The organism is Peribacillus sp. YIM B13472 (genome assembly GCF_042788005.1).
Taxonomy (GTDB): Bacteria; Bacillota; Bacilli; order Bacillales; family DSM-1321; genus Peribacillus; species Peribacillus simplex_E.
Window position 1 is genome coordinate 62,343 of the sequence record NZ_JBHZPG010000008.1, and the last position, 26,171, is coordinate 88,513.

The window sequence follows — 26,171 nt, forward strand, 5'->3', positions numbered from 1 at the left end:
TTAACTTCCTGATTTCCGGCGACTATCATAATACCTCTGCACGTCCCATATAAATAGAATAGAAGAATATCAAGCTAAAAAGGATGATGATACATGAATGAAGCCTTTGTTCCAGCCTTCATCAACAGCTTTTTCATATCGCTTGGCGTATTGCTTGGCGGCTCGATAATCGGGGGCCTCGCCGCTTTTTTTACTGGACAAGCCCCGATGACGACTGTATTCCGACTGTCGGACAGCCTTCGTATTTGGGCGATTGTTGCTGCAATCGGGGGTACTTTTGATATGGTCTATAATTTCGAACGCGGTATTTTCCACGGGGAAACGAAGGATATAGTCAAGCAGGTCCTATTGATTCTATCTGCACTTGGCGGAGCACAGACAGGAGCACTGATCATAAACTGGTTCACGCAGGAGCATATTTCATCATGAGGATTCCTCCCTATCACCGGTCTCCCACCTGGCAGCGCTTCTTTGCCGGAGCCGCACTTGGCGGATTGATCAGTTGGGTGATTTTCTTTTATATGCATGGTGTCCAGCAGGAGCAGCAGATCCGGACCCTTCACGAACAAAAAGAAGTGATCAAGGATTTAAACGGGAAAATCGCAATTTGGGAACAGGATTATAAAAAATTGAACCAGAAAAACGAGGAGATATTGACGATTCAGGAAGTGGAAGTAACCATAACGAATGAAAAATACAGTCTGGATCGGCTGAGTATTGCAGAAGCCGAGGATGTGATCGAGGACGACCTTTCCTCTCTTCTTGCCAAAGATGTCGCCAGTGTCTATGACGGAAAGGTGCTTTTGAAAAAATCCATCGAAAATAAGATCGTGACCATCAATAAAAAGCGCTATCGACTTGAAGTCGTCGAGATCATGTTCTATACGAAAATGAATATTGAAATCAAACTAAAAAGGACTACTTCTTAATAATATCCACTAAATTTAAAGACCAAATCATATACGATTTGGTCTTTAAGTTTTTTTCATTCCGATTTATTCAACTCTTCCATGTCGGCAAGGATATTATCCACTTCATCCCAAGAATGAATCGAAGCCCCTGCTGCAAGCGGGTGGCCTCCTCCGTTATATTTACGGGCAATCGTATTGATGATCGGTCCTTTAGAACGGAAACGGACTCTGATTTCTTTATCTTCTTCAATGAAAAAGACCCATGACTTAACATTTTTAATCGAGCCAAGCGAGGAAACGAGCTGAGATGCCTCAGATGTAGAAGCCTGGAATTGTTCAAGTATATCTTTTGTGATGATCATTTTCCCTGTGCCATATGGAAGGATTTCAAAATGCTGCAGCACATAGCCATTCAACCGTACTATGCTTTCCTCGACGTCATACATCTCCTGGTATAACTGCGGGCGGGAGAACGAATAGTTAATCAATTCACTGGCATAGGCAAATGTCTTTTCAGTCGTATTCTGGAATAGGAAACGACCTGTATCGCCAACAATGCCTGCATATAGAAGGCGTGCCGCTTCATCACTCATCTTCAAGCCATGTTCTTTACCGAACTGGTAAAACTCATAAATCATTTCACTTGTTGAACTTGCCGATGTATCGACCCAACGCATATCCCCATATGGATCTTCATTAGGATGATGATCGATCTTAATCAGTTTATCACCCGTCGTGTACCTTGCATCACAAATCCGGTCCGTATTTGCGGTATCACAAACGATGACCAGAGCACCTTGATATGTTTCATCCGAAATCACATCGAGCCTTCTTAAGTAATTCAATGACGCTTCTTCTTTCCCGACCGTAAAAATTCGCTTTTCGGGGAAAGATGCTTTCAGGATTTCCGCCAATCCCCCCTGTGAACCATAAGCGTCCGGATCTGGACGGACATGACGATGGAGAATGATAGTATCATAACGCTTTATATCTGCTAATATTTCAGCTTTCATATAGATCTCCCCTTAACATATGTATTATCGAGCTTTATAAAGATGATATATTTCATTTAATCAAAAAATTGGGGAAATAGGAAGACTCATCTTGTTTACTGTGGCATTCTCTTTCATTTCCCGCTACAATAAAAAGGTACATATGTTAAATTGGGGGAATTTCAAACGATGCCTATTCTTGTCACCTTGATCGTTCTTTCACTAGGGGTCTATCTGTTTTATAAAATCAAATCGGTCCGAACCAGGATGCCGATGGAGAAAAAGTGGATTTCTGGGAAGTCTTCCATCGCCCTTGGTGCGTTTGTCGCACTATTCGGAATCAATCAGCTTTTTCTGTTCCACACGACCATCACCTATATCATTGCTGCCGTTTTCATCTTCGTTGGCCTATTCAGTGTTTGGGGCGGCTATAAAATGTATAAATTTTATTTGCCGCATGCAATCGAAGAAGCTGCAAACCAAAAAGGATAATCGGATTTCGATTATCCTTTTTATTTTTCATGATCGGTCCAGCAATTGGCAAGTCAACATCGCCTTGCCGACAAGTTTGCCTTGGTTAAACACCTCGACATCCACTTTTCCGAATTTACGTCCTACATCAAGGACACGCGGATGGATTTCAAGCGTACTGTCGATCTGGACTGGCTTGATGAAGTAGATCGTCATGTTTTCCACGACCAAGTCACCGCGCTTATAGCTTCGAAGTGCACGGTTTGCTGAGTCGGTGACCAATGTCGTGAACACACCGCTTGAAATGGTCCCAAGGTAATTGGTCATCTGCGGTGTGACGCCATAGTTATACACTTCCTCGCCCTTGCCACGATTCGAAGTCATCACAAGCTGGCTTGTGATCGTATCGTCGATCGTTTCGCCGACCTGTGGCTGCCTTTGACTCATTTGCAGTGCCTTCAGCACATCCTGCCTGCTCACGATTCCCTTCAGGATATGACTGTCATTCACGACCGGGATTAACTCAATCCCTTCCCAAACCATCATATGTGCAGAAGATGCCACACTCATTTTATCGCCTACGGTCATCGGGTTTTTCGTCATCACCTTATCAATGAGCGTAAGCTCTTCCTGCCCGATAATATCTTTTGATGTGACCATTCCTTGGACCTTCATATTGTCATCGACAACAGGGAAACGGCTATGCCCGGATTCCTGATTCAGTTCATGCCAAGTCTGAACCCGGTCACCCACAGTCAAAAAGGTCGTTTCCTGTACGGGTGTCAAAATATCCTCCACCAGCAAGATTTCCTTTTTGATCAATTGGTCATAGATTGCCCGATTGATCATCGTTGCGACGGTAAACGTATCGTAACTCGTTGAGATGACTGGCATCTCCAATTCATCGGCTAACCTTTTAACGGGCTCTTCCGTATCGAATCCCCCGGTGATCAGCACCGCTGCACCTGCTTTTAACGCGTGCTCGTGGGCCTGTGTACGGTTCCCGACGATCAGCAGGTTTCCTGCCCCTGTATATCTCATCATGGCATCCAGCTTCATCGCCCCGATGACGAATTTATTTAATGTCTTATGAAGTCCCGTTTTCCCACCAAGAACTTGTCCGTCAACAATATTGACTACTTCTGCGAAAGTGAGCTTTTCAATATTCTCTTTTTTCTTTTTCTCAATACGGATCGTGCCTACCCGCTCAATCGAGCTCACGTAGCCCTGGTTTTCCGCCTCTTTAATTGCCCGGTATGCCGTACCTTCACTAACATTCAATGCTTTCGCAATTTGACGGACGGAAATCTTTTCGCCAACAGGGAGCCCATCGATATGTTTTAATATTTGTTCATGCTTTGTAGCCAAGCGCTTCACCCTTTTCACGGTATTCCTATTCTCCATTATAAGGTCAAAGAGCCTAGTTTATCAAACAACTACTAGTATTGGCGCAACCTTTTGTATTCCTGCTTGCGTTTTACCTTTTGTTTCTTAGGAGAATATAGTATGCCCGTCAAGTTTCCAGCTACCGCCAACAATGCAAACAACAGCCAGGTTCCAGCAAACAGACTCTCCAGACCGCCACTTTCCAACGACAAACGCGGCACGGCATAATACAGCATCACACCGCATAAAAGCAAACACAGCAATAATCTCTGTTTCATCCAATCCCCCCTTTTTTTTCATCTATTCATTTTATGCCTGTGAAAGGAAAAAAGACTTGGATGCAGGGAGATCAGTCAATTCGGTCGGCTATGCCCGCACGTTACACAAAAAAACGGAAGCCCCTGCAGGCCCCCGCTCCTATTAAAATTCTATTTCATCCCCGGCTTCCATGATCAGTCCATTTCCCTCTTCAAGCAAGTCGATGAATTTGTCAGGATCCTGTTTGATGACAGGGAAAGTATTGTAATGAATCGGCACGACTTGTTTGGCTTGAAGGAATTTCGCAGCAAGTGCTGCATCTTCTGGGCCCATTGTGAAATTGTCGCCGATTGGCAAGAATGCCAAGTCAATCGGATGTCTCTCCCCGATTAGTTTCATATCGGAAAATACCGCTGTATCCCCTGCATGATAGATCGTTTTCCCTTCTATCATAAGCAATACGCCAGCAGGCATCCCTAAATAAATGATTTGCCCCTCTCCGTTATTGAATCCCGTTCCATGGAAAGCTGGCGTCAGTTTCACTTTTCCAAAATCGAACTCGAAGGCTCCGCCGATGCTCATCCCGTGGGTCCTGACCCCTTGAGCACCCAGGTAGTCGGCAATCTCTGCAATGCCGATGACAAGTGCATCATGCCTTTTGGCCAATTCAACCGTATCACCGACGTGGTCATTATGGCCATGTGTTAAGATGATCACATCCGGTTTCACATCTTCCACCTTCAAATCCGTCAATTCGTTTCCAGTAATGAATGGATCGATTAAAATCGTTTTACCATTCGTTTCGACTTTTACAACTGCATGTCCATGAAAAGATACTTTCATTTTTGATGCTCCCTTCCCATACCCACTAATTATTTTATGTAGCTTTCTTAGGCCTTTCCCATTTACTATACTTTTAAATATTGCTAAGGTAATTATATCTTATTAATGGAGGTATCGTCATGAATGAACGTTTGACAGAACTACAAAATTGGCTACAGGCCAACGAGGCTGAAGCCGCTTTACTTACATCTACAGAGAGCATCTTCTATTTGAGCGGTTTTTATAGTGATCCTCATGAAAGACTGCTAGCACTTGCCATTTTTGCAAATGCCGACCCATTCCTTGTCTGCCCGCAGATGGAAGTTCCGGATGCTAAACAGGCTGGATGGGCTGGAGATATCATTGGTTACACCGACATTGAAAATCCATGGGAAAAAGTTAAGCAAGCAGTGGAGAGCCGCGGGTTATCCATTAATAAAATGGCCATTGAAAAAGAGCATATGAATGTAGAACGTTATGAAAAGGTCCAACAACACTTCGGAGCGCCAAAGCTCGTTTCCGCAGAAGAAAAACTTCAGAGGATGCGAATGATCAAATCGGAAGAGGAAATGGTCAAAATCCGTGAAGCATGCCGACTTGCCGACTTTGCGATCGAAGTGGGTGTCAGCGAAATTCATGAAGGTAAAACGGAAATGGAAATCCTTGCAGCGATAGAATTCGAATTGAAAAAGGCCGGAGTCAGCCAAATGTCTTTCTCCACCATGGTCCTGACTGGTAAAAATGGCGCTTCCCCACACGGCACACCTGGGAATACAAAGGTTCAGCGCGGCGACCTTGTCCTCTTTGACCTGGGAGTCGTTCATGAAGGGTACTGCTCTGACATCACTAGAACGGTTGCTTACGGAGATATCAATGATAAACAGGCAGACATATATGAAACTGTACTTAAAGCACAAGAAGCGGCCGTTGCAGCCAGTAAACCTGGTGTATCCTGTTCCGAGATAGACTTGACTGCCAGAAACATCATCAGGAATAAAGGATACGGTGAATTCTTCCCGCACAGGCTCGGTCACGGACTTGGGATCAGCGTCCATGAGTATCCATCCTTGACTGAAACGAATTCCCTCGAACTTCAATCCGGAATGGTTTATACCATCGAACCTGGCATATATGTTCCAAATGTTGCGGGCGTCAGGATTGAAGATGATCTACTGATCACCGATACCGGCTGTGAAGTTTTGACCAAATTCCCGAAGAGCCTGCAAATCATAAAGTAATGATGTGTTAACCATTTAATAAATCGAAACCCGGATACCCCCGCCTTCATTTAAGACGGGGGTATTTATTCAACATATCAGCTAATCGGTCCGCACCAGATAAACTCTTCCTTCATCATCATTTAACCATCTTTCAGTGGTGAACCTTGATTCATATTCATTTACCCCTGACATAACCACACTATAATAGAAGAGAAAAGCCAAGGCTTGAAATGGTTATAAATCAATCCTTTTATTATGCTGATCTCAAGAATATTAAACTATGCATAATATTTATACGTGCTTTTTCATGCTTTGATATATTTCATTTATATTTTTCACATCACATAATAAGGTTAGAATCATCTTTTCATTTTGCGATTTCCAGATCATTGGCTAAAACATTCGCTAATTTGTTACAATTGAAATCAGATCAATTAGGTAAATCATAGTATAATAGGAATATAATAGAAGGAGGAGATTCACTTGAATAGTATAGATTATAAAAATATTCTTGTAGCAGTGGACGGTTCGGAAGAAGCAGAGTGGGCCTTAAAAAAGGCAATCTATTTAGCAAAACTCAGTGACGCTACCCTTGTGCTCACACATATCGTGGATACAAGGAATTTCCCTACAGTCGAAGCTTATGATATGACTATCCGTGATCACTCTGAAACCTTTGCCAATGAGCTATTGGACAAGTATAAAACGGAAGCCATTGCATCCGGGATTGCAAAGGTCCAAACAGAAGTTGCATATGGTTCTCCTAAAGTTCAAATCCCAAGGGATTTAGCGAAAAAGCATTCGATCGATTTAATTGTTTGCGGTGCAACAGGCCTAAATGCAGTCGAACGTTTCCTCATCGGCAGCGTGTCGGAAGGCATCGTTCGCCATTCAAACTGTGATGTAATGGTCGTCCGTACGAATTGATAAAAGAAAATGATAAAAAGCTCGTTCGCCAAATTGGTGAACGAGCTTTTTCCTGTTATTCACTTACCAGTTTTTCCGCTTTTTCAATCGCCAGCAAGACTTGGGCAAAACCAGTACCGCCCGCACTGTTACGGCGTTTAACTGCCTCATAAGGATTTAATGCATCATAAATATCCTGTTCAAACAACTCGGAAGCTTCCTGGAATTGTTCCATGCTTAGGTCCACTAAATAGCAGCCATTCTGGACACAGAACAACACAAGCTTCCCGACCACTTCGTGCGCTTTACGGAAAGGCATACCCTTTGAAGCTAGGTAATCAGCTAATTCCGTCGCATTCGAGAAGTCATTTTTTGTTGCTTTTTCCATTACATCCGTTTTCACTTTCATCGTTGAAATCATGCCTGCAAATATTTTAAGTGAACCAACAATGGTCTTAACCGTATCAAAAACGCCTTCTTTATCTTCTTGCATATCTTTGTTGTAAGCAAGCGGCAGTCCTTTCAAAACAGTCAATAACCCCGTTAAGTTCCCATAAACCCGTCCTGTTTTACCACGGATCAATTCCGCCATATCAGGGTTTTTCTTTTGCGGCATGATGCTGCTTCCAGTGGAAAACGCATCATCCAATTCAATGAATTGGAATTCCTGGCTTGACCAGAGAATGATTTCTTCGCTGAAACGGGATAAATGCATCATCATTGTCGCACTGTTGCTCATGAATTCAATGGCGAAATCACGATCACTCACCGCATCAAGGCTGTTTTCGTAAATTCCCTCAAACCCCAATAACTCGGCACTGAAGGCACGGTCAATCGGGAAAGTCGTCCCAGCTAATGCCCCGGCACCCAATGGAGAAATATTGATCCTTTTGAAACTCTCGGTGAAGCGCTGCTTATCACGCTCAAGCATCCAAAAATAAGCCATTAAGTGGTGGGCAAATGAAATGGGCTGTGCACGCTGCAAATGTGTATAACCGGGAATTAGTGTTTCCACATTTTTCTTGGATTGTCCCAAAATCGCCATTTGCAAATCATTGATGAGTTCCAGAATCACTTTCGTTTGGTTACGCATATAAAGATGAAGGTCGGTTGCAACTTGGTCATTACGGCTTCTTCCTGTATGAAGCTTTCCGCCAACTGGACCGATTTCGCTTATAAGCATACTTTCCAGGTTAAGATGGATATCTTCCATCTCAACCTTAAAAGTCAATTCACCCTTCTCAGCTTTTTCCTGTAAAGTTTTCAGACCCGCAATGATCTGATCCGCATCTTCTTCAGGTAAAATGCTGCATTTCTTTAACATGGTTACATGAGCTAAACTGCCTTGAATATCTTCAAGGACAAGTTCCTGGTCAAAGGAAATGGAAGCTCCAAACTCATCTACCCATTCTTCGGCAGATTTCGTGAATCTTCCTCCCCAAAGCTTGCTGCTCACACTGTCACCTTCTTGTTAGCGACCATGCTGTTCACTTTCGTTGGAAGTCCCCATAACTTAATGAATCCAACTGCTGCATCATGATCGAATTCGTCCGCTTTTGTATAAGTAGCCAATTTTTCGTCATATAGGGAGTACTCGGATTTTCTTCCTTCAACAATCGCATGACCTTTGAATAGTTTCACACGGACCGTACCCGTTACATTCACTTGTGTTTCTTTCAGGAATGCAGCCAAAGCTTTTTGAAGCGGAGAGAACCAAAGCCCTTCATAAATCAATTCAGTCATTTTCTTCTCGATCACCGGTTTAAAGTGAGCCAATTCTTTTACAAGCGTGATATCTTCAAGTTCTTTGTGTGCAGCTATCAATGTCATTGCACCAGGAGCTTCATAGACTTCACGTGATTTGATTCCTACTAATCTATTTTCAACGTGATCGATACGTCCAACTCCGTGCTTGCCGGCAATTTTATTCAACTCGACGATCAGGTCAGCCAATTTATAGTTTTTATCATTCAATGTAACCGGCACACCTTGTTCAAAACCAATTTCAATGATATCAGCTGTATCTGGCGTACTTTCAAGGCTTGCAGTCAAATCATATGCCTCTTCCGGCGGAGCTGCCCATGGATCTTCCAGGATTCCACATTCGTTACTTCTTCCCCAAAGGTTTTGATCAATCGAGAATGGACTCGCCATGCCAATCGGAACGGGAATGCCATTTTTCGCTGCATATTCAATCTCCTCTTCACGAGACCATTTCCAGTCACGAACAGGTGCAAGAACTTGCAAATTAGGGTTCAAGGCAGAGATGGATACTTCGAAACGCACTTGGTCATTTCCTTTTCCCGTACAACCGTGCGCAACGGCTACCGCGTTTTCCGCTTCAGCCACTTCCACTAATTTCTTCGCGATCAGCGGACGTGATAAAGCTGATACCAATGGATATTTGCCTTCATACAAAGTATGTGCCTGAAGAGCCGTCAATGCGAATTCATCAGCGAATTCGTCCTTCGCATCAATGACATAGGAACTTACCGCACCGACAGTGATCGCTTTTTCTTTAATGAAGTCCAAATCTTTCCCTTCACCGACATCCAAACAGCATGCCACAACTTCGTACCCTTGATCTTGTAACCATTTAATTGCAACGGAAGTATCCAAACCTCCGGAATATGCTAAAACAACTTTTTGATTTTTCATTTCCATCGTCCTTTCGTGTGAATAAAAATTCATCGTTTGTTATTTTTATTCAATCTATGATTAGTACTTTATCATCTTTATTAAAGGAATACAAGGGGTATTTTAAAGATTTTGCTAAATAATCCGCTAATATTTTCAAGGAATTTACACATTGTATGCTTCCGCGTGAATATAGTAAACTAGGAGTATGATAAATCGAAAAGCGGAGGGCATATGAAAGAACTATTTCTCTATGATGAACGGCTTGGCATCTCAATTCCCGATTTGAATCTGGAGTGGGATGAATATACAAAAGGCGAGCAACAGCAATTACTCGTACTTTGGGAGAATATCCGGGGAAGCATCCCGGACCGCATCAAGGAACTGGAATCCACCATTAACCGAAAGCAGCTTCGGCTCTCCGATGAGAGTAATTTCACCAAATCATGCCAGCTCAATTCCGAAATTGCGGAACTTGCTTCCATCATCAATGATTTATGGCTATGGTATCGTGCGAATCAAGGCGTGACTGAAAAGATGCATAATTAAGGCCTATTCCATGCAAAAAAAGCCACAGTTTAAAACTGTGGCTTTTTTTGCATCCCTCTTATAAATCCTTGCGAAGTTCACCAACGACATGTCCCAATTCCGGGAGAATCAATTTATTCATCGCAAGCCTAACCGCCCCTGAAGAGCCTGGGGTGGAAAAAACCGCTTTGTTGTTCACGACTCCTGCAATCGCCCTGGATAGAATGGCGGCAGACCCGATATCCTCTTGATAGCTGAGCATTCGAAAAATCTCGCCAAAACCGGGAATTTCCTTGGTCATCAACTCTTTGACCGCCTCGATCGTCACATCCCTATTGGCGATGCCAGTGCCTCCATTTGTTAATATGACATCGACCGTGCTGCTTTGGCAGCCGGAAGTGACCGCATCCTGAATCGCTTTCCGCTCATCTTTAACGATTACATAATCCGTCACTTCATGCCCGTTCGACTTCAGCAATTCCATCATCAGTGCTCCGCTTTTATCCGTTTCTTCATTTCGCGTATCGCTGACGGTTATCACCATGCAGCGAACTGCCTCCGTGATGGCTTTTTTATGATTCTTGACACTCATTCTTCATCAGCCTTCTTCTTCAGTAAATAACGGAATTGATAGAACTTCTGGGCAAATTCACTGACACTCCGGGTCATTTGATAATTGGATCCAGCCCCTATGGCCATGCTGATGAACGGTATGCCCCGAACCAGTTTTTTTCGGAAAACAGTAATGGACAATCCTTTCAACAGCTGCTTCAGCGGCTGTTCCATCCAGGTAGGGTTTGTCAGTTCTTCGATTCCTAAATAAAAATAATCATCTTCTGCGGTCTGGACCTCGCGAATCAATTCTTCCCAAGCTATTCCTTGGAGCCTCTTTGGCATCGCTCCTGCATTGAATACCTTAAGGGCCAGCATCATTTCAAACGGTGTATTCACCTCAACACCATAAGACATCGCAATCAGCTGTACGATCCTGACATTGATGACCGTCATGGCCGGAATATCGCTCCCTAGCAGAAGCAGGCCACCTGATCCGCTCATCCCGCCTTGTGCAAATGAATATAAGCGATGCTTAGCGATATGCTGATTGGCTATGTAATTCAACTGATCGATCGATAAGTGATTCAAATCACTCAACGTTTCGATTTCTTCATTAAACACGCGCGCAGATGCTAAAATACGCTCTCTTGCATCTATTTGAACTTGTGAGCTCTGAACCATGGCATGCAAATGAAAAAGCCAAGTATCAAGCTTGTCAAAAAACTGTTGTTGGACGTTTTCCGGAAGCAGGGCAAACCCCTGCTCCAACCACTTATCATACAATGCAGCCAGATCCGTTGGCTCATATTGATAAAGTTTTTCCTGCCATTCACTAATTTCATTCCAAAGTTTCATTTCCCGGTTCGTGAATTCCATGCATCAAGCCTCCTAAGTACAGAATTGGTGGATTCTCCCTTAAGTATAACATAGAGAAAAGGTTTTCAAAGAATAGATGATGGGAATCCAGTGTTCAAGAGGATGGGTTTGCATGGAGATAAAATCCATGAGAAGGGGGATTTTGAGGATGAAATTTCATGGGAAAGTCCCCTTACCAGAGAGATAAGGGGGTCATTATAAAACAGGAAGTCATGTTTTCCAAGTTTCGCTCAAAGCTATTTTCATGGTATCCCTGACAATCATGATTTCTTCATTAGTGGGGATGACCATGACTTTCACAGGGGAATAGGGTGCATTGATGAACACTTCCTTACCCGAGGTGCGATTGAGATCCTTATCCCAATATACCCCCATGAATTCAAGCCCCTCCAAGATTCGCCCCCTAATGGTTTGACTGTTTTCACCGATGCCCGCTGTAAAAATGATGCCGTCCACACCTCCCATTTTAGCTGAATAGGAGCCTATGTACTTGTGAATCCGGTCTGCGAACACGTTAAGTGCGAGTTCAGCCCGCTCATTGCCTTTATCCGCTTCAACTTGAATATCGCGCAGGTCGCTGGAAAATCCGGAAAGGGCCAGAATGCCGCTTTTCTTATTCAGGACATCCAGCACTTCATCTGCTGTTTTTCCCGTCTTCTCCATGATATAAGGAATCAGTGCAGGGTCGATGTTCCCTGAACGCGTTCCCATAGTAACACCGGCCAATGGTGTAAATCCCATTGATGTATCAATTGATTTGCCGCCCTTTATGGCCGTAATGCTTGCACCATTCCCTAAATGGCACGATATCAACCGAAGCTGTTCAATTGGGCGGCCAATCATTTCGGCAGCCCGCTGCGATACATATTTATGTGAAGTGCCATGAAACCCATACTTCCTTATTCCGTATTTTTCATAATATTCAAGAGGTAAGCTGTACAAATAGGAACCTGCCGCCATCGTTTGATGGAAGGCAGTGTCGAATACCGCAACCGCTGGCACATCATCCAGTATTCGCCTGAAGGCTTTGATCCCGGTGATATTGGCGGGATTATGTAGGGGCGCCAATTCGGAAAGCTTTTCGATTTCCTCTATTACGTCCTCCGTAATCAAAACCGAATCCGTGAATATCTCACCGCCATGCACCACCCGATGCCCTACGCCATCTATCTCTTCAAAGGAGTCAATGATGCGATGGTCAATCAGCTTTTTTAATAAAAGCCCTACAGCTATTTCATGATTGGGTATATCCATCGTTTCAGAAACCTTTTCGCCTTCGACACTTAAGGTAAATGCGGAATTTTTCAAGCCGATTCTTTCTACAAGACCTTTTGTCATTACTTTTTCACTTGGCATCTCAAAAAGCTGAAACTTCAATGAAGAGCTGCCCGCATTAATAGCCATGATTTTTGACATCCATCCTGCTCCTTTACTCTAAGCTAGTTCGTCCAATGTACATCTCAACGAAACGTGCAGTGTATTGTACAATCTTAGCATGGCAAGCGGATTCAACCAAATAATAATGAAAAATTGCAAATAATCACTCTTTCAAAAAAAAGAAAGCCAATGCCTGCGGCATCAGCTTTCATTGACTATTTTTCCTCTTTAAACCAATCGTCCATCTGTTGCATGACAGACCTGGTCGCTTCGAAATCCGACAACTTCGGAAGTTGTACGAGCAATGCCTTCTTCGGTGCTTCGATACCCTCTTTTTTCTTTTGGAGGATCAGGATGCTTTTCGCAGCCGCTTCACTCTTAAACATGGAAAGCGGCAGTTGCACCATCCCTTGGATATGTGTATGCTTCTTCAGGAAATCATTGAGTTTCGGAGCTTCCTCTGAGACGAACAGGTTATTCGGGACAATGAAGAATAGGTGTCCGCCATCCTTCGCGTGTTTAACACCTTGTTCAATAAACAAATGATGTGCATACGAATGTCCCTTATCGGCCTTCAATTCATACTCAGCTGCAAGCACATCATTCGGGTAATAACCTATCGGCAAATCACTGACCACAACATCTGAAGGATCGATAAAAAGCGGCTCCAAGCTGTCCTGGTTGAAAAATTCCAGCGGGTGTTCTTGCAGGTTGGCACCTGCATATGCAAGCCTGATCAAGGTTTCATCAATCTCGACACCATATGAAGCGATGTTTTTATCAGTAAGTTGATTCAAGATCGCAAATAGTAAATTCCCCGTTCCAATGGCTGGGTCGAGCATGACTATCTCTTTTTGATCCTTGGTGAATTTACCGACTAAATAGCTGACGAACATGCCGACTGCATCAGGGGTCATATGATGATTCGGCTGAACGCTCTGCTGCATGCCTTTTAAAATAGCAAGCTGATACGCTTTACGGATTGCTTCCTTCTCATATTTCTCTGGTGAAAAATCTGCATAATGCTTCACTAATCTTTTCTTCGATACTTCACTGATTTCCTCCTGCAGGACTTTCCCTTGGAAGAAATTCTCGCCCGTTTCACCAAGGGCGTCCAGATACGTACATGATAGTTCACTTTGCAATATTTGGGCTGTTTCATCAAATTCATAAAATAATTGTTCAACTGGGGTAGACTTCACTTATTAATTCCTCCTGTTTGCTTCTGTCCCTATTTTAAAGGTAAGAAGAAAGAGATACAAGCCGTACGTCCTGCTTATCATTCTTCGTTTGTTTAACATACTGTTTTCCGATTTGAAAGTTACATATATGGAATCTCGCGCGCGCAATTTCAACCACGAGCAATTAAAAGGTAAATTAAACACAGGGTGTAAAATTTGGACGCTGATTTCCACTTAGGCACGCGCATAGTTACGTTTTCCGAAGCCCTTTTGTCTACAAAAAAGAAATACAGGGTTGTTGCCCTGTATTTTTTATTAATTGGAAAGGCTCAATGAATGCCCAAACAGAATACCATACATGAGGTGGTGATTATTATGGATAATCAATATCAATACTATCATGGGCAGGTTAATCCGATAAATCAGCAACATGATACACAGTCAACAGATGAATTTAACAGGCAACAACAAGGGTTTCAACAAGGGTTTAGACAAGGATATCGACAAGGGTATCGACAAGGGTATAGGGATGGATATCGAGCAGGGCAACAAGCGGGGTTTTTTCCAGGACCTCATCAAAGACAAATGCCGTCGTGGCCTAATGAAATTGACATAAAAGTTGGTACACCTAATGGTCAAGAGTGGTCTGGCAAAATTGTTTTACCACTGAATGGCCCGAGTTTGGAGCCATAACTAAATCAAGCATATTAATGATAAAAACAATGTATTAGAAACGTACTTTATTGGTCGACACTCAAAGTTTAACTATACACAGCTCCATTGAAAATCAGGCAAGACATCCGTTAAATAAAGCTAAACAAGAAACCGGGCACATAGCGCCCGGTTTCTTAGGATTGCATCTTATTTTGCCGCTTTAGCCGCTTCGATTGCACCTTCGTAATTTGGATGGTTGGTACCTTCACTCACATATTCTACATATGTGATTTCATCAGAGCTGTTCACTACGAATACAGAGCGGGCCAATAGACGAAGTTCCTGCATGACGACACCATATGCTTCACCGAATGAAAGGTCACGGTGATCGGAAAGAACTTGAACATTGTCCAAGCCGCTGGCAGCACACCAGCGTTTTTGCGCGAAAGGAAGATCGTTACTGATCGTCAGTACTTTCACATTATCCAACTTTGCCGCTTCTTCATTGAATTTACGTGTCTGTGCATCACATACACCTGTATCCACGGATGGAACCACGCTGATAATGCGGACAGAACCTTTGGAGTCGCTTAATGTAACCGGTGAAAGGTCATTAGCCAATACTGTAAAATCTGGTGCTTTGTCCCCAACTTTTAGTTCTTGTCCCACTAAAGTGATCGGGTTGTTTTTAAATGTAACTGAAGCCATTAATAATTCCTCCCTTTTCTGCTATATGTACAAGCATAATCATATTTGTTTTACCGGAATTTTGCAATTAATTGAATTGGGAAATGTGAATGGTGCATGCACATGACATCCATGCTTTTTATGTTGATGCAGACTGCAGCAAAAAGAAAACTCGGCGGGTGCCGAGTCACAGTTAGAAATCTATATCCTGTTTAGGTTCTTGGTATCTCTTTACAGCTGGTTGACTGCCGCCTTGATTACTGTCTTTCTTGGATAGCATGGACTGAATTTTATCGACGACTTGAGGAGCTAAATCCATCATTTTTTCGAGAAGATGCGTCCCTTCATCCAGATGAATCATTTTCACCCCATGGGAACCGACAATCAAAAAGGCAATTGGTGTTATGGAAACCCCACCGCCGCTACCGCCGCCAAAAGGCTGCTTGGAACCACCTTGCTGTCCTTGATGGTTCCCATCCATCATAAATTCGCTGCCACCGGCTGCAAAACCAAATCCCACTTTGGATACGGTTAAAATGACACTTCCATCCGGAGTCTCCACCGGATCCCCGATGATCGTGTTCACATCGACCATTTCTTTCAGATTTTCCATAGCTTCTTTCATTAAACCTTGGATCGGATGATCTGACATTTAAATTCCTCCACTCTAGAACGATTGTTTATTGGAATCACCTGATAGCTTCGCTAATTTCCTCGACTTGAAATGCGGCTTTCCGCCTTCCCTATAACGAAGCAGTTTTATTCCAGTCACCATAGCATGCCCGATTCTAAATTGTAATATGCAGGAAAGCGACGTGTTTGCCTGCCATCTCTGAAAGTCGGGTGTAATGGAATAGGAGGGCATGATCCGGAAGTTGAAATAGGTTGTCAGCAACCCGATGATTGAACCTTTAAGTGCCCAGCATGCTCCAGTTAAAACACCGGTGTGTGCAGCGTTTTTAGTACCGACCATACTATGCCAGGTGAATTTTTTGACTTGGACTTTCCCTGTGAATTGACGGACGATCCTATGAAATCCGATTATATGCTGAAGCATCTCCAGACTGTCTGCGAATCCGTCACGCAAATCTTCGACTGTGATTTTTTTCTTTTCTTCCTTTTCGGTTTTTCCGTTCATTTCTTGCTCTTCCTTTACTACTATAGCTGCAGAGTTATCATCCATTTTGATGACCGGAACCTTGAATGTATAGTGAAAAAGCCCATACCAAGCTGATAATTTAATATGTATTTGGTCATTCGTTTGGATACGTTTGTAGTCGATGTACACTCTTACTTTAGTGAAAACAACAATCAGCAGCACCAAAATGAGGATACCTATAATCAACAATAGCCACTTCATGCCCCCACACCCCTTCAGCCTATCATTATCGGCATATGCAAAAAAAAATAAACCTGCAAAAGCGAAAATCCCGCTCTTACAGATTTATCAATGGAAGAAATCATCTTCTGATCAACACAACGCCCGTATCTGCAAATACATCATGCAATGCCTGTTTCTTCGGTAAAAGGCCTGCCAAGAGATAGCCAATCCAAGTGACTTTTGAAATATAGCGGCCAATCAGCTCCCTGAACAATATCGTACCCCATGAAATGGTTTTTTTCTCTTCCTTCAATGCCACGACTTTCAGTCCAAAAATCATCTTGCCAAGGGTTTGGTTCAAGAATTTGGTCATCAAAACAAAGTATAAGAAGAATACGACCCCCGTTAAGAAGCCCTCTGCGGAAAACCAGAGATCATCTGTCCCTTCATAAAACTTGAAGATCGGATGAATCAAAATCCGGTTCAAACTTCCGATAACCAATAGATCGGCTAAATAGGCCCAAAACCTCATCCAAAAACCAGCAAAATGCACTTTCTTGACTCCGTCATCATCCACGGTCTTACTGGCTGGTGTAAATTCCTGCTGAACGGGAACCTCTTGATCTGCCATTAGATTGGATGAAGCGATTTGTTCATTGTTTTCATTTCGTTCCGTCATCCTTCAGCCCCCCTATTCCGCATACAAATACATTAAGCGTGGAGAATTTGAAGAGGAAAGGATTTTTGTCAAGACCGCCGTTTCCACATCATTTCCCAACATTTTTTGCGCACCCATACTGAATAATGAACCGAAACCTGCCTCATCTGTATAACGGATAACTTGAGCATCCTTTTCACCGATATCCGTTTTCATTGCGGCAATTACATCATCCAAATGGCCGAAATCATCGATTAGATGGTTTTCTTTAGCCTGACGCCCATCATAAATGCGGCCATCGGCAATTTCCCTTACTTCCTTCTCTGTCATACCGCGTCCGTCTGCAATGACTTTTACAAATTGATCATAAGAATTATTAATCATATTTTGCAGGATTTCACGTTCTTCCCCAGTCATTTCCCGGGTCGGGCTCATAATATCCTTGTGTGGTCCGCTTTTGATGGTTTCGAACTCGACACCATACTTCTTGGCCAGCTTCTCGTAATTATACCCATGCATGATGACGCCAAGTGAACCCGTCATCGTTTCTGGGCTGGCGTATATCTTATCGGCTGGTGCAGATATATAATATCCGCCGGAGGCCGCCATTGACCCCATGGAAACATAGACAGGTTTTTTCACTTTCTTGATATCAAGGATCTTGTCATAAATCTCTGCACTTTCGACGACACCGCCGCCTGGAGAATTCACCCGAAGGATGATTCCTTTGATATCATCATTTTCCTCTGCCATCTTCAGCTTATCCATGAAGGCACGGTGATTATATGTTGCTGAACTAAGTAATGAGGCTTCACCTGTATCTTGAATCGTGCCTTCTACATCAAATACGGCAATAATATTTGAGTAATCATCACCTTCTATGACTTCCTCGTAAAATGCACTTTCGGAAGCAAATAATTCATCAATGATATTTTCCGTATCCGCTGTAAATAGAGTCGTAGCCGCCCCAACAGCAATAGAGACAAAAAATAAAACGGCTGCGATTCCAAGTGCCGCCCAACGCTTTCCATTCATCTGTTTTCCCCCTTAAATATATGTATCCTTCTTACCATACGAACTAATAATGAAAATGTTTCATTCCATGATAAACTAAGACATATAAAATTGTAGCAAATAATCCTCTAATTGGAAATGCATTGGTGCATTTTGCACAATTAGCCTATACCTTTCTTCCCTATTTATACAAAGGAGGGATGATGATATACATGCAAATAAAAATTTTTTCTCAAGTTTCAAATTTTGAGCCGGAGCAGTACATTCTTTAAACAGAAAATCAGCCAAACTAAAAAGCTGCCGGGATTCCCGGCAGCTTCTATATTTATTGCTTAACTTCGCCGTTCCTCCCCCGCTGATTATAGCATCCGCTCCGTTTTCCTATCCAATTTCGCAAGTTCCACACCCTTCTCCAAGTCTCCTTTGGAATACCCAATTTCTAAATCTGGATAAAGAGGCACGCACGCTTTAATTATTGGAATCATTGATTCATACGGGGCAATGATATGCACTTTCATACACATAACCTACTTTCTTATATACCCGAAGCCTATTCACCATTTGGTCAAATACCCTTTGTATGGCAGGGATTGAAAAAGCCCTTATTGATAATTAATTATTCGCTTTTCACTTCCTAAAAGGAACTGCTTCGCTATCCAGTTAGTCATTCTTTCTTCGATACTGCTTCCCCAAACGAATAACAAAAATGCTTCATTCCATGATAAACTATGTCATATAAAAGTGTACGAAATATGCAGCTGCATTTTGTACTGGCGGCTTTCCCTTCTCGAAAGAAAAGAAAGCCCTTTCATCACCATACATACTAGGGGGGAACATGATGAACACTCGAAGGAATATTTATTTTTTCCATGCACCGAATGCAGAGATGATTAGCAAGGTAGAATACTTGTCAGACTTGGCGAAGCAACATTCGTATGAAGTCATCCAGGATTTCACGAAAGCAAACATCATCGTAAGCATCGGTGATGACGGCACATTCCTGCAGGCAGCCCGTAAAACCGGATTCAGGGATGACTGTTTATATGCGGGCATTTCCACCACAGGTAACTTGAATATGTATTGCGATTTCCACTTGGAAGACAGTGATAAGATGATCGATGCCTTGACAAATGAGCAAATCGAGGTGCGTAAATATCCAACCATCGCTATCCAATTGGACGATCAGCCCTCCTTTTATGCCCTTAATGAACTCAGTATCCGGTCTTCCATCACCAAAACGTTCATCATGGATATTTTCATTGATCAACTCCATTTTGAAACTTTTCGCGGGGACGGAATCATCATTGCGACTCCGACTGGAAGCACCGCCTATAATAAATCGATCAATGGGGCCGTTGTCGATCCCCTCCTCCCTTGCTTTCAAGTGAGCGAGCTTGCTTCCGTCAATAATAATACCTATCGGACCCTAGGTTCTTCATTTATTTTAAGCGGTGATAAGACGTTGACCGTCCACCTTGAAGAAAACGGACCAAGCTATCCGATCATCGGAATGGACAATGAAGCACTAAGCATCAATCATGTCGAAAAGGTAAAGGTGCGGTTAAGCGGTAAAGTCATCAAGACCGTTAAGCTAAAAGACAATTCCTTTTGGGAAAAGGTTAAAAGGACCTTTCTTTGAACTAAAAAAGGTACCGGGCATGGTAACCGGTACCTTTATATATGATAAAAATCTTTCGTATTTTGATAAAGGATTTCATAGACATCCTCAATCGTCGATCCTTTAATCGAAGCAATCTGACGCACACTGTCATGCATCATGCCGGGATGGGTCCATTTCCCATTGAAAACCCCTTCAAACGGCCATGGTCCATCCGTTTCAATCATCATCAGCTTAAGTGGGTATGCCGAAACTAATTCCTGTATTTCCCTCTCATAACAAACATCAGGTGTAATCGAAATGCGATAGCCCTTTTCGGCCATTCTTTCGACTGTCCGGATATCGCCTTTAAACCAATGAAAGTGTGCCTTTGTGATTTGATGCTTATCCAAAAGGTCGCAAACGATGGGTGCATCGTCATGTACGGCATGAAGGATAACCGGCTTTTCAACCTCTTTAGCTAAGATCAGGAACCTCTCCAGTAACTCTATATATGCTGAGTTATCAATATCGGGATTTTCCTGTCTTAAGTAATAGGGAAGCCCAACCTCACCTATGGCAACCATATCTTGACGATGTTCCCGCATCCAGTTCAAAAGTTCGTTCACTTCTTCATCACTTGGGAGGGGCTGCTCTGGATGAAAACCAAAGGCAGGCTTTATTCGTGAATCCTTCAGTGAGAGCTGATAATTTTTAATAGAAGAAGCCAAATTCATGGATACAGTCAGCAAGGATTCCATATGAACCTTTTCCATGTCAGTCAGAATCTGCTTCCGCTTAACAACATCATACCGGTCCAAATGGATATGACTGTCGATGATCCTCAAGTTTAATCGCCTCCCTTAAGTAGAAATAGTTGGCTTCAGTGCTGCATATAAGTCTCTCTTCAAATGAAAAAACTCATCACTAAGAAGCTGTTCTTCATTTCTTGGCCTTGGAAATGGAATTTCCACTTCTTTAATGACAGCAGCCGGTTTTGCTGATAACACATAAATTCTATCTGAAAGGAAAACCGCTTCATCTATGCTATGCGTAACAAATAGCACCGACCTCCGATTTTCTTCCCAAACCGACAACAGCCATTTTTGCATTTGCAATCTTGTCAGTTCATCCAAGGCAGAAAAGGGTTCGTCCAGGCACATCAAGTCCTGTTGACTTAAGATACTCCGGATGAATGCGGCCCTTTGCTTCATGCCTCCAGATAATTCATGCGGATATGCTTTCTCGTACTCTTCTAATCCGGCCTTCATCAAAAGGGCTTTTGCCTTTTCTTTATCTCTGATCCCAGCAAGTTCACTTCCAAGCAAAACATTTTCCAATACCGTCCTCCAAGGTAAAAGGGAAGGCTGCTGAGGCATATAGCTGATATGGCCCTTTAAGCCATTTATCTTTTTACCATCCAGTGAAATGATGCCATGATCCGGCTTCAAAATGCCGCCGATCAAGTGGAACAATGTACTTTTACCGCTGCCCGATGGCCCAAGGATCGTGACAAATTCCCCATCATCCACATGGAAATTCATATCCTCCAATATATTCTGTTTACCATCGAAAGAATAGGAGACGTCTTTAATTTCCAGCTTCATCCTTTTCACCCTCCTTTCTCTTCCAAGAAACTAAATATTTCTCCAGGAAGGTGATGATTCCAAAAAAGATCAGGCTCATTCCCATGATGATGAAAATGGCAACAAACACCCGATCTGTCCTGAACGCAGAGGAAGCGAGAGTCATATAAACACCAATCCCCGATTTTGCCCCAAGCCATTCCGAAATAACTGCACCCATTACACTATAGGTGGCAGAAATTTTCAGGCCGGAGAAAATGAACGGAATCGAGTGAGGAAGTTCCAGCTTCCAAAATAACTGATTTTTTCCCGCTCCCATCATCTTGAAATAATGCTTAAGTTCGTATGGTGTCTGGCGAAAACCGTCCAATGATGCAACCGCAACCGGAAAAAAACATACAAGCGAAATCACTATTAACTTAGGCAGCATGCCAAAGCCAAACCAGATCACCAAGAGCGGCGCCAAAACAATGATGGGTATATTTTGTGATAGTATGAGCAGAGGATAAACCGCGTCCTTCACACCGGGAAATAGGTGTAAAATTGCCGCGATCAATAAGCCGATGCAGCTACCAATAAAAAAACCCGACAACGCAAGCTCGGTTGTGGATATAAGGTGTCCGTAAAGATTGCGGGACGACTCAATTCCTTCAATGAAAATGGACGATGGAGCGGGAAGCAGCCATTCTTCGACTTTCAATAAGACTGTCACTGACTCCCATACTATCAGCAACAATAATAAAAGAAAGAAGGGAGCCCCCTTCTTCCAAATTCCCCTTTTGATCATGCCCGATATTTCTCCGTTAACGTATCCATCGTAATCCCGCTTGGCTGATATAATATTTTCACTTGGGAAATGACATTCGGCGATCCTATTTCAATCATTCTTACATTCATTTTTTCTATCACGGCAAAAAGTTCGGAAAGCTCACCCTCCATTGTCGTTTCAAGCGGGTGAACCTCATACTTGACACCTGATTCTTCAATGATCTTGATTGCTTCGTCGACCATAGGAATGACATTTTCCCCTTTAGGAATAATCTGTATACTAATTAATGAGTTGGCCATTGTATTTCCTCCTATTTTGGTAAAAATTCATTGGTAAATGCCTTTTCAGGATCGAAATCACCTTCAAGAAGCTTATTTTCAGTCATCCAATCACTGTAATTCTTCCAAATTTCAAGCTTTTGTTCACCCCATCGCGGAGCATCATCCTGATACTTGTCTGCAAGCCACTCCTGGCTTTTCTTCACTAGTTTTGCATCAAGATCCGGTGCAGACTTAATTAACATGTCTGCTGCATCGTCAGGATTCTTAATCGCAAACTGGTACCCTTTCGATGCTGCATGAACGAATGCTTTAACAGTCTCGGGATCTTCTTTTATCATCTTTTCATTTGTTGTCAAAACAGGCGTATAGTAATCAAGCTTATCAGAGTATTCGGTTAAGTAAACCATATTAAGCTTTTCATTTCGCAACTCCGCCTCAATGCCTGTCCATCCATAATAGATCCAGGCAAAATCTATATCCCTTTTAACCGAAGTGAAAAAATCCGTGTCTCCTGTATTGACTATATCCACTTTATTTACATCCGCATTTTCTTTTTTCATGAGTGAATCAATAATGGCCTTTTCAACCGGGGACCCCCAGCCACCATACGTTTTCCCTTCAAAATCCTTGGGAGTTTTAATGTTCTTTGCCTCAGGGGAAGCGAATCCCGAGGTATTATGCTGGATGACGGCAGCTACCGAAACAATCGGCACGCCCTGCACGCGGGCTTGCGTTACGCCCTCCTGGTAACTCACGCCAAATTCAGATTTCCCCGAAGCGACAAGCTTATCAGCTCCAGCTTCACCTGGCATGATGATTTCCACATCAAGACCTTGTTCTTTAAAATAACCTTTTTCCTTGGCTACATACAATCCTGTATGGTTTGTATTCGGTGTCCAATCGAGCACGACCGATACCTTTTTTAATTTTTCATTTCCTTCATTTTTAGATGCTTCTTCTTTTTCATTAGTTCCGCCTGCTCCGCATCCAGCCAAAAGGAACAACGAAGTTAACATTGGTAAGAATTTATTCAAGTCATTATCCTCCTACACATCATATAAGATCCATATGCCGGAACCATAATGGGGCTCCAGGGTCTATTCAAATACTGGATAAAAAAAGCAAAAAACGCCCGAAGATGAATTCGGGCGTTAACATACAAAACAAAAAATCAGTAATAATATGTTCCCTCCGCTGGCATCATCCAGATCAGGTTCAAAGAGTCAGCATCTAAAGGATGCAATCTCAGCCAGCAGTACTGGCCCCCCTACATTTCTCGAACATATGAACTTTTCTCTCTCATTATATCAATTCATGGTGAAAAAGGAATACTAATTTGCTTCTTCTCGCTAATTGGAAAGGTATTCCTTGCACTCTAGGATATCTAGCAAAACATCTTTTGGAATGAAAGCAACAAAATTCTGCCTCTTTTCATTCCAATCATTCGCGGCTGCAACGGTGGCTGACCTGTTCCAAATAGTCAATTCCTTGCTGGCATTCATATAATGAGCATTACATGTAGACATTTTTGTTTCCCGGTTTTATAAACCATTAATTTCATAAGCAAAAGGTGGATATGATCATGATAAAGATTAATCACAAATGGTTAGATGTCAGTCAAATCCAACCAGGAATAACATCTGCTAAATCGCTTGAAATTATCCAATTGCTGGCGGAAGATTCTACCGTTTTTGAATACCGGAACTTTGGAGAGTTTAATTTCGAGATACAACTGAGGAACCGAGTCATTGCGGCAGCTATTGCGTTGGATAAAAGTGATGCCGAATTTTCCACACTTGAGGAATCGGAATCCAATAAACAATATTGGCGCCTTTCAAAGGGTGGTACCTTTACCCTTCAGCCAGGGATTCTCCCTCATGCTGCACTCGTTGACATTTTCATAAATGGAAGGCTTTATGCTTTCGAATGCGGGACAGCGATGGTCGTCACTTTTTTAAAGGCCATTTTGGATTTAATCGGCCCTAGGAATTTCGACAACCTTTTTTCAAAACTAGTTTTATATGACTGGCACCCTCCACAAAATATGGCTCTCGATATTCACCAAGGAAGGGATTATTTACCAGGTGATTGTGTTTACTTCAAAAACCCTGATCACGACGAGGCAACTCCTGAATGGCAAGGTGAAAATGCCATATTATTAGGAAATAACCTCTTTTATGGCCACGGGATCGGGATTACCAGTTCACAGGGAATCATCGCTGAATTAAATAGCAATAGAAAGCCGTTCGCCACCATATCAGCATTCCTGACAACTCATATCATTTTCCTGGATAGTTCCTTCTATAGTCAATTCCAACTAAATATCCCCCGCGCAAAGCCCGATCACAGTCCTGTCAGCCTTTCCAATTGTATTGTTTCTGAAATAGGTTCGAATATTTTCCTTTCATGACCCTGGCATTTCCCCTATGCCGTAAAACTGTTTCATTAAATACCGGCATAAAAAAATGCTTGGGGAGAAATCTCCCAAGCATTTTTTGTTATTCACGCACCAATATTCCCTTTGCCTTTGAACCTGCGGGCACTTGCCTGACCCCATTTCGTTATGGATAATGTATAAACAGCCAAGGCTGACCATATGAACAAAAAGGCTAAAAGATGTGCTTTAGTAAAACTTTCATGATAGACGAATACACCGATCAATAAAGATAAGGTCGGAGCGATATACTGAAAAATGCCAAGCATCGATAACGGGATCTTCTCCGCCCCTTTGGCAAAATATAAAAGAGGCAATGCCGTGACAATCCCGCCGCCCACCAACAGCAGGCTTGTGCTTCCCTCTGTAAAGAATTGCATTTCTGATTGGTTCATCAAGTATATCAGGTAACCCAGGGCAAGAGGCGTTACCATCATCGTTTCGAGCGTCAGCCCGATCGCGGATTCGGCCTTGATCATTTTTTTTGCCAGACCGTATAATCCGAACGTCATGGCCAACACAAGAGAGATCCACGGGATCGTGCCGAAATGAATGCCAAGGATCAAGACTCCGATTCCTGCAAGCAGGAATGAAATGATTTGGGCCCTGCTCAATTTTTCTTTTAAGACTATCACTCCCAATAGTACACTGACTAGCGGATTGATATAATATCCAAGGCTCGTGTCGAGGATCCGTCCTGAGTTAACGGCCCAGATGAACACTCCCCAATTAGCTGTAACAAGCAGTGAGGCCGTTAGTAATGCCGTAAAGAGTTTGGGATTTCCCATTATGTTTTTGACATAAACAAGAAACGCTTGCCATTTTTTCATGAACATCAATAAAACCAGCATGAACACGAAAGACCATAATACCCTCTGAGCTAAAATTTCTGTTGCACCGACTCCCTGAAGGAACTTCCAGTAAATCGGCACGACTCCCCACATCATGTAAGAAAGGGCTGCATAGATCGCCCCTTCTTTTTGTTCATCCACTTTCATAACAAGCCTTCTTTCCATTTACATTCCTTTATCTAATTCCATCTAACAATTT

The 26,171-nt window shown here is 42.7% G+C and carries 32 protein-coding genes and 1 riboswitch; of the genes, 9 read left to right on the top strand and 23 right to left on the bottom strand.

Features of this window, described 5'->3' with window-relative positions; all coding sequences use genetic code 11:
• Positions 1-93 precede the first annotated feature (93 nt).
• Entirely contained in the window at positions 94-429 is a 336-nt protein-coding gene (gene ytrH / locus ACFX4I_RS08715; RefSeq protein ID WP_098369973.1) for a sporulation membrane protein YtrH, read from the top strand.
• Positions 426-929, top strand: coding sequence for a sporulation membrane protein YtrI (ytrI, locus tag ACFX4I_RS08720; protein ID WP_377420074.1), 504 nt, complete (start codon positions 426-428; stop codon positions 927-929). Before ytrH ends, ytrI begins: the two co-directional genes overlap by 4 nt.
• Positions 930-985: 56 nt before the next feature.
• Here ytrI and ACFX4I_RS08725 read toward each other — a convergent pair whose 3' ends face one another.
• Entirely contained in the window at positions 986-1,924 is a 939-nt protein-coding gene (locus ACFX4I_RS08725) for a DHH family phosphoesterase (protein ID WP_377420076.1), read from the bottom strand.
• 168 nt (positions 1,925-2,092) lie between these two features.
• Between ACFX4I_RS08725 and ACFX4I_RS08730 the strand changes: the two genes are divergently transcribed.
• The gene (locus ACFX4I_RS08730) at positions 2,093-2,395 is read left to right on the top strand and encodes a YtpI family protein (RefSeq protein WP_076364735.1); all 303 of its coding nucleotides are present in this window, start codon (positions 2,093-2,095) and stop codon (positions 2,393-2,395) included.
• Between the two features lie 27 nt (positions 2,396-2,422).
• Here the strand turns inward: ACFX4I_RS08730 and ACFX4I_RS08735 are convergent, their stop codons facing one another.
• The 3 genes from ACFX4I_RS08735 to ACFX4I_RS08745 all read right to left on the bottom strand — a co-directional run bounded on the left by ACFX4I_RS08735 (position 2,423) and on the right by ACFX4I_RS08745 (position 4,861).
• The gene (locus tag ACFX4I_RS08735) at positions 2,423-3,742 is read right to left on the bottom strand and encodes a DRTGG domain-containing protein (protein ID WP_137018167.1); all 1,320 of its coding nucleotides are present in this window, start codon (positions 3,740-3,742) and stop codon (positions 2,423-2,425) included.
• Positions 3,743-3,813: 71 nt separating this feature from the next.
• Entirely contained in the window at positions 3,814-4,038 is a 225-nt protein-coding gene (locus tag ACFX4I_RS08740; RefSeq protein WP_230301877.1) for a hypothetical protein, read from the bottom strand.
• A 142-nt stretch (positions 4,039-4,180) separates the two neighbouring features.
• Positions 4,181-4,861: a metal-dependent hydrolase gene (locus ACFX4I_RS08745; RefSeq protein WP_377420078.1), complete on the bottom strand. Its 681-nt coding sequence runs from the start codon at positions 4,859-4,861 to the stop codon at positions 4,181-4,183.
• Positions 4,862-4,980: 119 nt separating this feature from the next.
• On the opposite strand from ACFX4I_RS08745, the gene ACFX4I_RS08750 reads away from it, so the two are divergent.
• The gene (locus ACFX4I_RS08750) at positions 4,981-6,078 is read left to right on the top strand and encodes a M24 family metallopeptidase (RefSeq protein WP_377420080.1); all 1,098 of its coding nucleotides are present in this window, start codon (positions 4,981-4,983) and stop codon (positions 6,076-6,078) included.
• A 474-nt stretch (positions 6,079-6,552) separates the two neighbouring features.
• Entirely contained in the window at positions 6,553-6,987 is a 435-nt protein-coding gene (locus ACFX4I_RS08755) for a universal stress protein (RefSeq protein WP_214791049.1), read from the top strand.
• Positions 6,988-7,042: 55 nt separating this feature from the next.
• On the opposite strand, the gene argH is transcribed toward ACFX4I_RS08755, so the two are convergent.
• Both argH and ACFX4I_RS08765 read right to left on the bottom strand, forming a co-directional pair.
• Positions 7,043-8,422, bottom strand: coding sequence for an argininosuccinate lyase (gene argH, locus ACFX4I_RS08760; RefSeq protein WP_230301873.1), 1,380 nt, complete (start codon positions 8,420-8,422; stop codon positions 7,043-7,045).
• Positions 8,419-9,624: an argininosuccinate synthase gene (locus ACFX4I_RS08765; protein WP_230301872.1), complete on the bottom strand. Its 1,206-nt coding sequence runs from the start codon at positions 9,622-9,624 to the stop codon at positions 8,419-8,421. The genes argH and ACFX4I_RS08765 overlap by 4 nt, the downstream gene beginning before the upstream one ends.
• 213 nt (positions 9,625-9,837) lie before the next feature.
• On the opposite strand from ACFX4I_RS08765, the gene ACFX4I_RS08770 reads away from it, so the two are divergent.
• Positions 9,838-10,152, top strand: a complete 315-nt coding sequence (locus ACFX4I_RS08770) for a hypothetical protein (RefSeq protein WP_230301871.1) — start codon at positions 9,838-9,840, stop codon at positions 10,150-10,152.
• A 58-nt stretch (positions 10,153-10,210) separates the two neighbouring features.
• Here the strand turns inward: ACFX4I_RS08770 and ACFX4I_RS08775 are convergent, their stop codons facing one another.
• From ACFX4I_RS08775 to ACFX4I_RS08790, 4 genes are all read right to left on the bottom strand, one after another.
• Positions 10,211-10,723 (bottom strand): MogA/MoaB family molybdenum cofactor biosynthesis protein, encoded by a 513-nt coding sequence (locus tag ACFX4I_RS08775; protein WP_230301870.1) that lies wholly within the window; start codon positions 10,721-10,723, stop codon positions 10,211-10,213.
• Positions 10,720-11,562 carry an EcsC family protein gene (locus tag ACFX4I_RS08780; protein WP_377420083.1) on the bottom strand — a complete coding sequence of 281 codons (843 nt, stop codon included), beginning with the start codon at positions 11,560-11,562 and terminating at the stop codon, positions 10,720-10,722. The genes ACFX4I_RS08775 and ACFX4I_RS08780 overlap by 4 nt, the downstream gene beginning before the upstream one ends.
• A gap of 210 nt (positions 11,563-11,772) precedes the next feature.
• Positions 11,773-12,978, bottom strand: a complete 1,206-nt coding sequence (locus tag ACFX4I_RS08785) for an acetate kinase (protein WP_377420085.1) — start codon at positions 12,976-12,978, stop codon at positions 11,773-11,775.
• Between the two features lie 176 nt (positions 12,979-13,154).
• A complete protein-coding gene (locus ACFX4I_RS08790; protein WP_309518629.1) occupies positions 13,155-14,141 on the bottom strand; it encodes a class I SAM-dependent methyltransferase in 987 nt (328 codons plus the stop codon).
• A 354-nt stretch (positions 14,142-14,495) separates the two neighbouring features.
• On the opposite strand from ACFX4I_RS08790, the gene ACFX4I_RS08795 reads away from it, so the two are divergent.
• The gene (locus ACFX4I_RS08795) at positions 14,496-14,813 is read left to right on the top strand and encodes a hypothetical protein (RefSeq protein ID WP_230301866.1); all 318 of its coding nucleotides are present in this window, start codon (positions 14,496-14,498) and stop codon (positions 14,811-14,813) included.
• A gap of 168 nt (positions 14,814-14,981) precedes the next feature.
• Here the strand turns inward: ACFX4I_RS08795 and tpx are convergent, their stop codons facing one another.
• From tpx to ACFX4I_RS08825, 6 genes are all read right to left on the bottom strand, one after another.
• On the bottom strand, positions 14,982-15,482 hold the full coding sequence (gene tpx / locus ACFX4I_RS08800; protein ID WP_034309176.1) for a thiol peroxidase: 501 nt from the start codon (positions 15,480-15,482) through the stop codon (positions 14,982-14,984).
• Positions 15,483-15,654: 172 nt separating this feature from the next.
• A complete protein-coding gene (gene ytfJ, locus ACFX4I_RS08805; RefSeq protein ID WP_230301865.1) occupies positions 15,655-16,113 on the bottom strand; it encodes a GerW family sporulation protein in 459 nt (152 codons plus the stop codon).
• Positions 16,114-16,128: 15 nt separating this feature from the next.
• Complete coding sequence (locus ACFX4I_RS08810) at positions 16,129-16,821, bottom strand: DUF2953 domain-containing protein (protein ID WP_377420088.1); 693 nt, start codon at positions 16,819-16,821, stop codon at positions 16,129-16,131.
• 100 nt (positions 16,822-16,921) lie between these two features.
• The gene (locus ACFX4I_RS08815; protein ID WP_228467486.1) at positions 16,922-17,461 is read right to left on the bottom strand and encodes an RDD family protein; all 540 of its coding nucleotides are present in this window, start codon (positions 17,459-17,461) and stop codon (positions 16,922-16,924) included.
• Between the two features lie 12 nt (positions 17,462-17,473).
• On the bottom strand, positions 17,474-18,475 hold the full coding sequence (gene sppA / locus ACFX4I_RS08820; protein ID WP_309518626.1) for a signal peptide peptidase SppA: 1,002 nt from the start codon (positions 18,473-18,475) through the stop codon (positions 17,474-17,476).
• A 338-nt stretch (positions 18,476-18,813) separates the two neighbouring features.
• Positions 18,814-18,972 carry a hypothetical protein gene (locus ACFX4I_RS08825; protein ID WP_377420090.1) on the bottom strand — a complete coding sequence of 53 codons (159 nt, stop codon included), beginning with the start codon at positions 18,970-18,972 and terminating at the stop codon, positions 18,814-18,816.
• A 320-nt stretch (positions 18,973-19,292) separates the two neighbouring features.
• On the opposite strand from ACFX4I_RS08825, the gene ACFX4I_RS08830 reads away from it, so the two are divergent.
• Complete coding sequence (locus ACFX4I_RS08830) at positions 19,293-20,093, top strand: NAD kinase (protein WP_230301894.1); 801 nt, start codon at positions 19,293-19,295, stop codon at positions 20,091-20,093.
• A gap of 35 nt (positions 20,094-20,128) precedes the next feature.
• Here ACFX4I_RS08830 and ACFX4I_RS08835 read toward each other — a convergent pair whose 3' ends face one another.
• The 6 genes from ACFX4I_RS08835 to ACFX4I_RS08860 all read right to left on the bottom strand — a co-directional run bounded on the left by ACFX4I_RS08835 (position 20,129) and on the right by ACFX4I_RS08860 (position 24,213).
• The gene (locus ACFX4I_RS08835; protein ID WP_230301861.1) at positions 20,129-20,899 is read right to left on the bottom strand and encodes a TatD family hydrolase; all 771 of its coding nucleotides are present in this window, start codon (positions 20,897-20,899) and stop codon (positions 20,129-20,131) included.
• Positions 20,900-20,914: 15 nt separating this feature from the next.
• Positions 20,915-21,658, bottom strand: coding sequence for an ABC transporter ATP-binding protein (locus ACFX4I_RS08840; protein ID WP_230301860.1), 744 nt, complete (start codon positions 21,656-21,658; stop codon positions 20,915-20,917).
• Complete coding sequence (locus ACFX4I_RS08845) at positions 21,642-22,424, bottom strand: ABC transporter permease (RefSeq protein ID WP_230301859.1); 783 nt, start codon at positions 22,422-22,424, stop codon at positions 21,642-21,644. Before ACFX4I_RS08845 ends, ACFX4I_RS08840 begins: the two co-directional genes overlap by 17 nt.
• Positions 22,421-22,705, bottom strand: a complete 285-nt coding sequence (locus ACFX4I_RS08850; RefSeq protein WP_034309193.1) for a thiamine-binding protein — start codon at positions 22,703-22,705, stop codon at positions 22,421-22,423. Before ACFX4I_RS08850 ends, ACFX4I_RS08845 begins: the two co-directional genes overlap by 4 nt.
• An 11-nt stretch (positions 22,706-22,716) precedes the next feature.
• A complete protein-coding gene (locus ACFX4I_RS08855; protein WP_377420198.1) occupies positions 22,717-23,703 on the bottom strand; it encodes an ABC transporter substrate-binding protein in 987 nt (328 codons plus the stop codon).
• Between the two features lie 153 nt (positions 23,704-23,856).
• Positions 23,857-23,966, bottom strand: a riboswitch (TPP riboswitch).
• Positions 23,967-24,036: 70 nt separating this feature from the next.
• Positions 24,037-24,213, bottom strand: coding sequence for a hypothetical protein (locus ACFX4I_RS08860; protein WP_377420093.1), 177 nt, complete (start codon positions 24,211-24,213; stop codon positions 24,037-24,039).
• 56 nt (positions 24,214-24,269) lie between these two features.
• Between ACFX4I_RS08860 and ACFX4I_RS08865 the strand changes: the two genes are divergently transcribed.
• Positions 24,270-25,097: a protein-glutamine gamma-glutamyltransferase gene (locus ACFX4I_RS08865; protein WP_230301856.1), complete on the top strand. Its 828-nt coding sequence runs from the start codon at positions 24,270-24,272 to the stop codon at positions 25,095-25,097.
• A gap of 92 nt (positions 25,098-25,189) precedes the next feature.
• Here the strand turns inward: ACFX4I_RS08865 and rarD are convergent, their stop codons facing one another.
• A complete protein-coding gene (gene rarD / locus ACFX4I_RS08870; protein ID WP_230301855.1) occupies positions 25,190-26,119 on the bottom strand; it encodes an EamA family transporter RarD in 930 nt (309 codons plus the stop codon).
• Between the last annotated feature and the right edge of the window lie 52 nt (positions 26,120-26,171).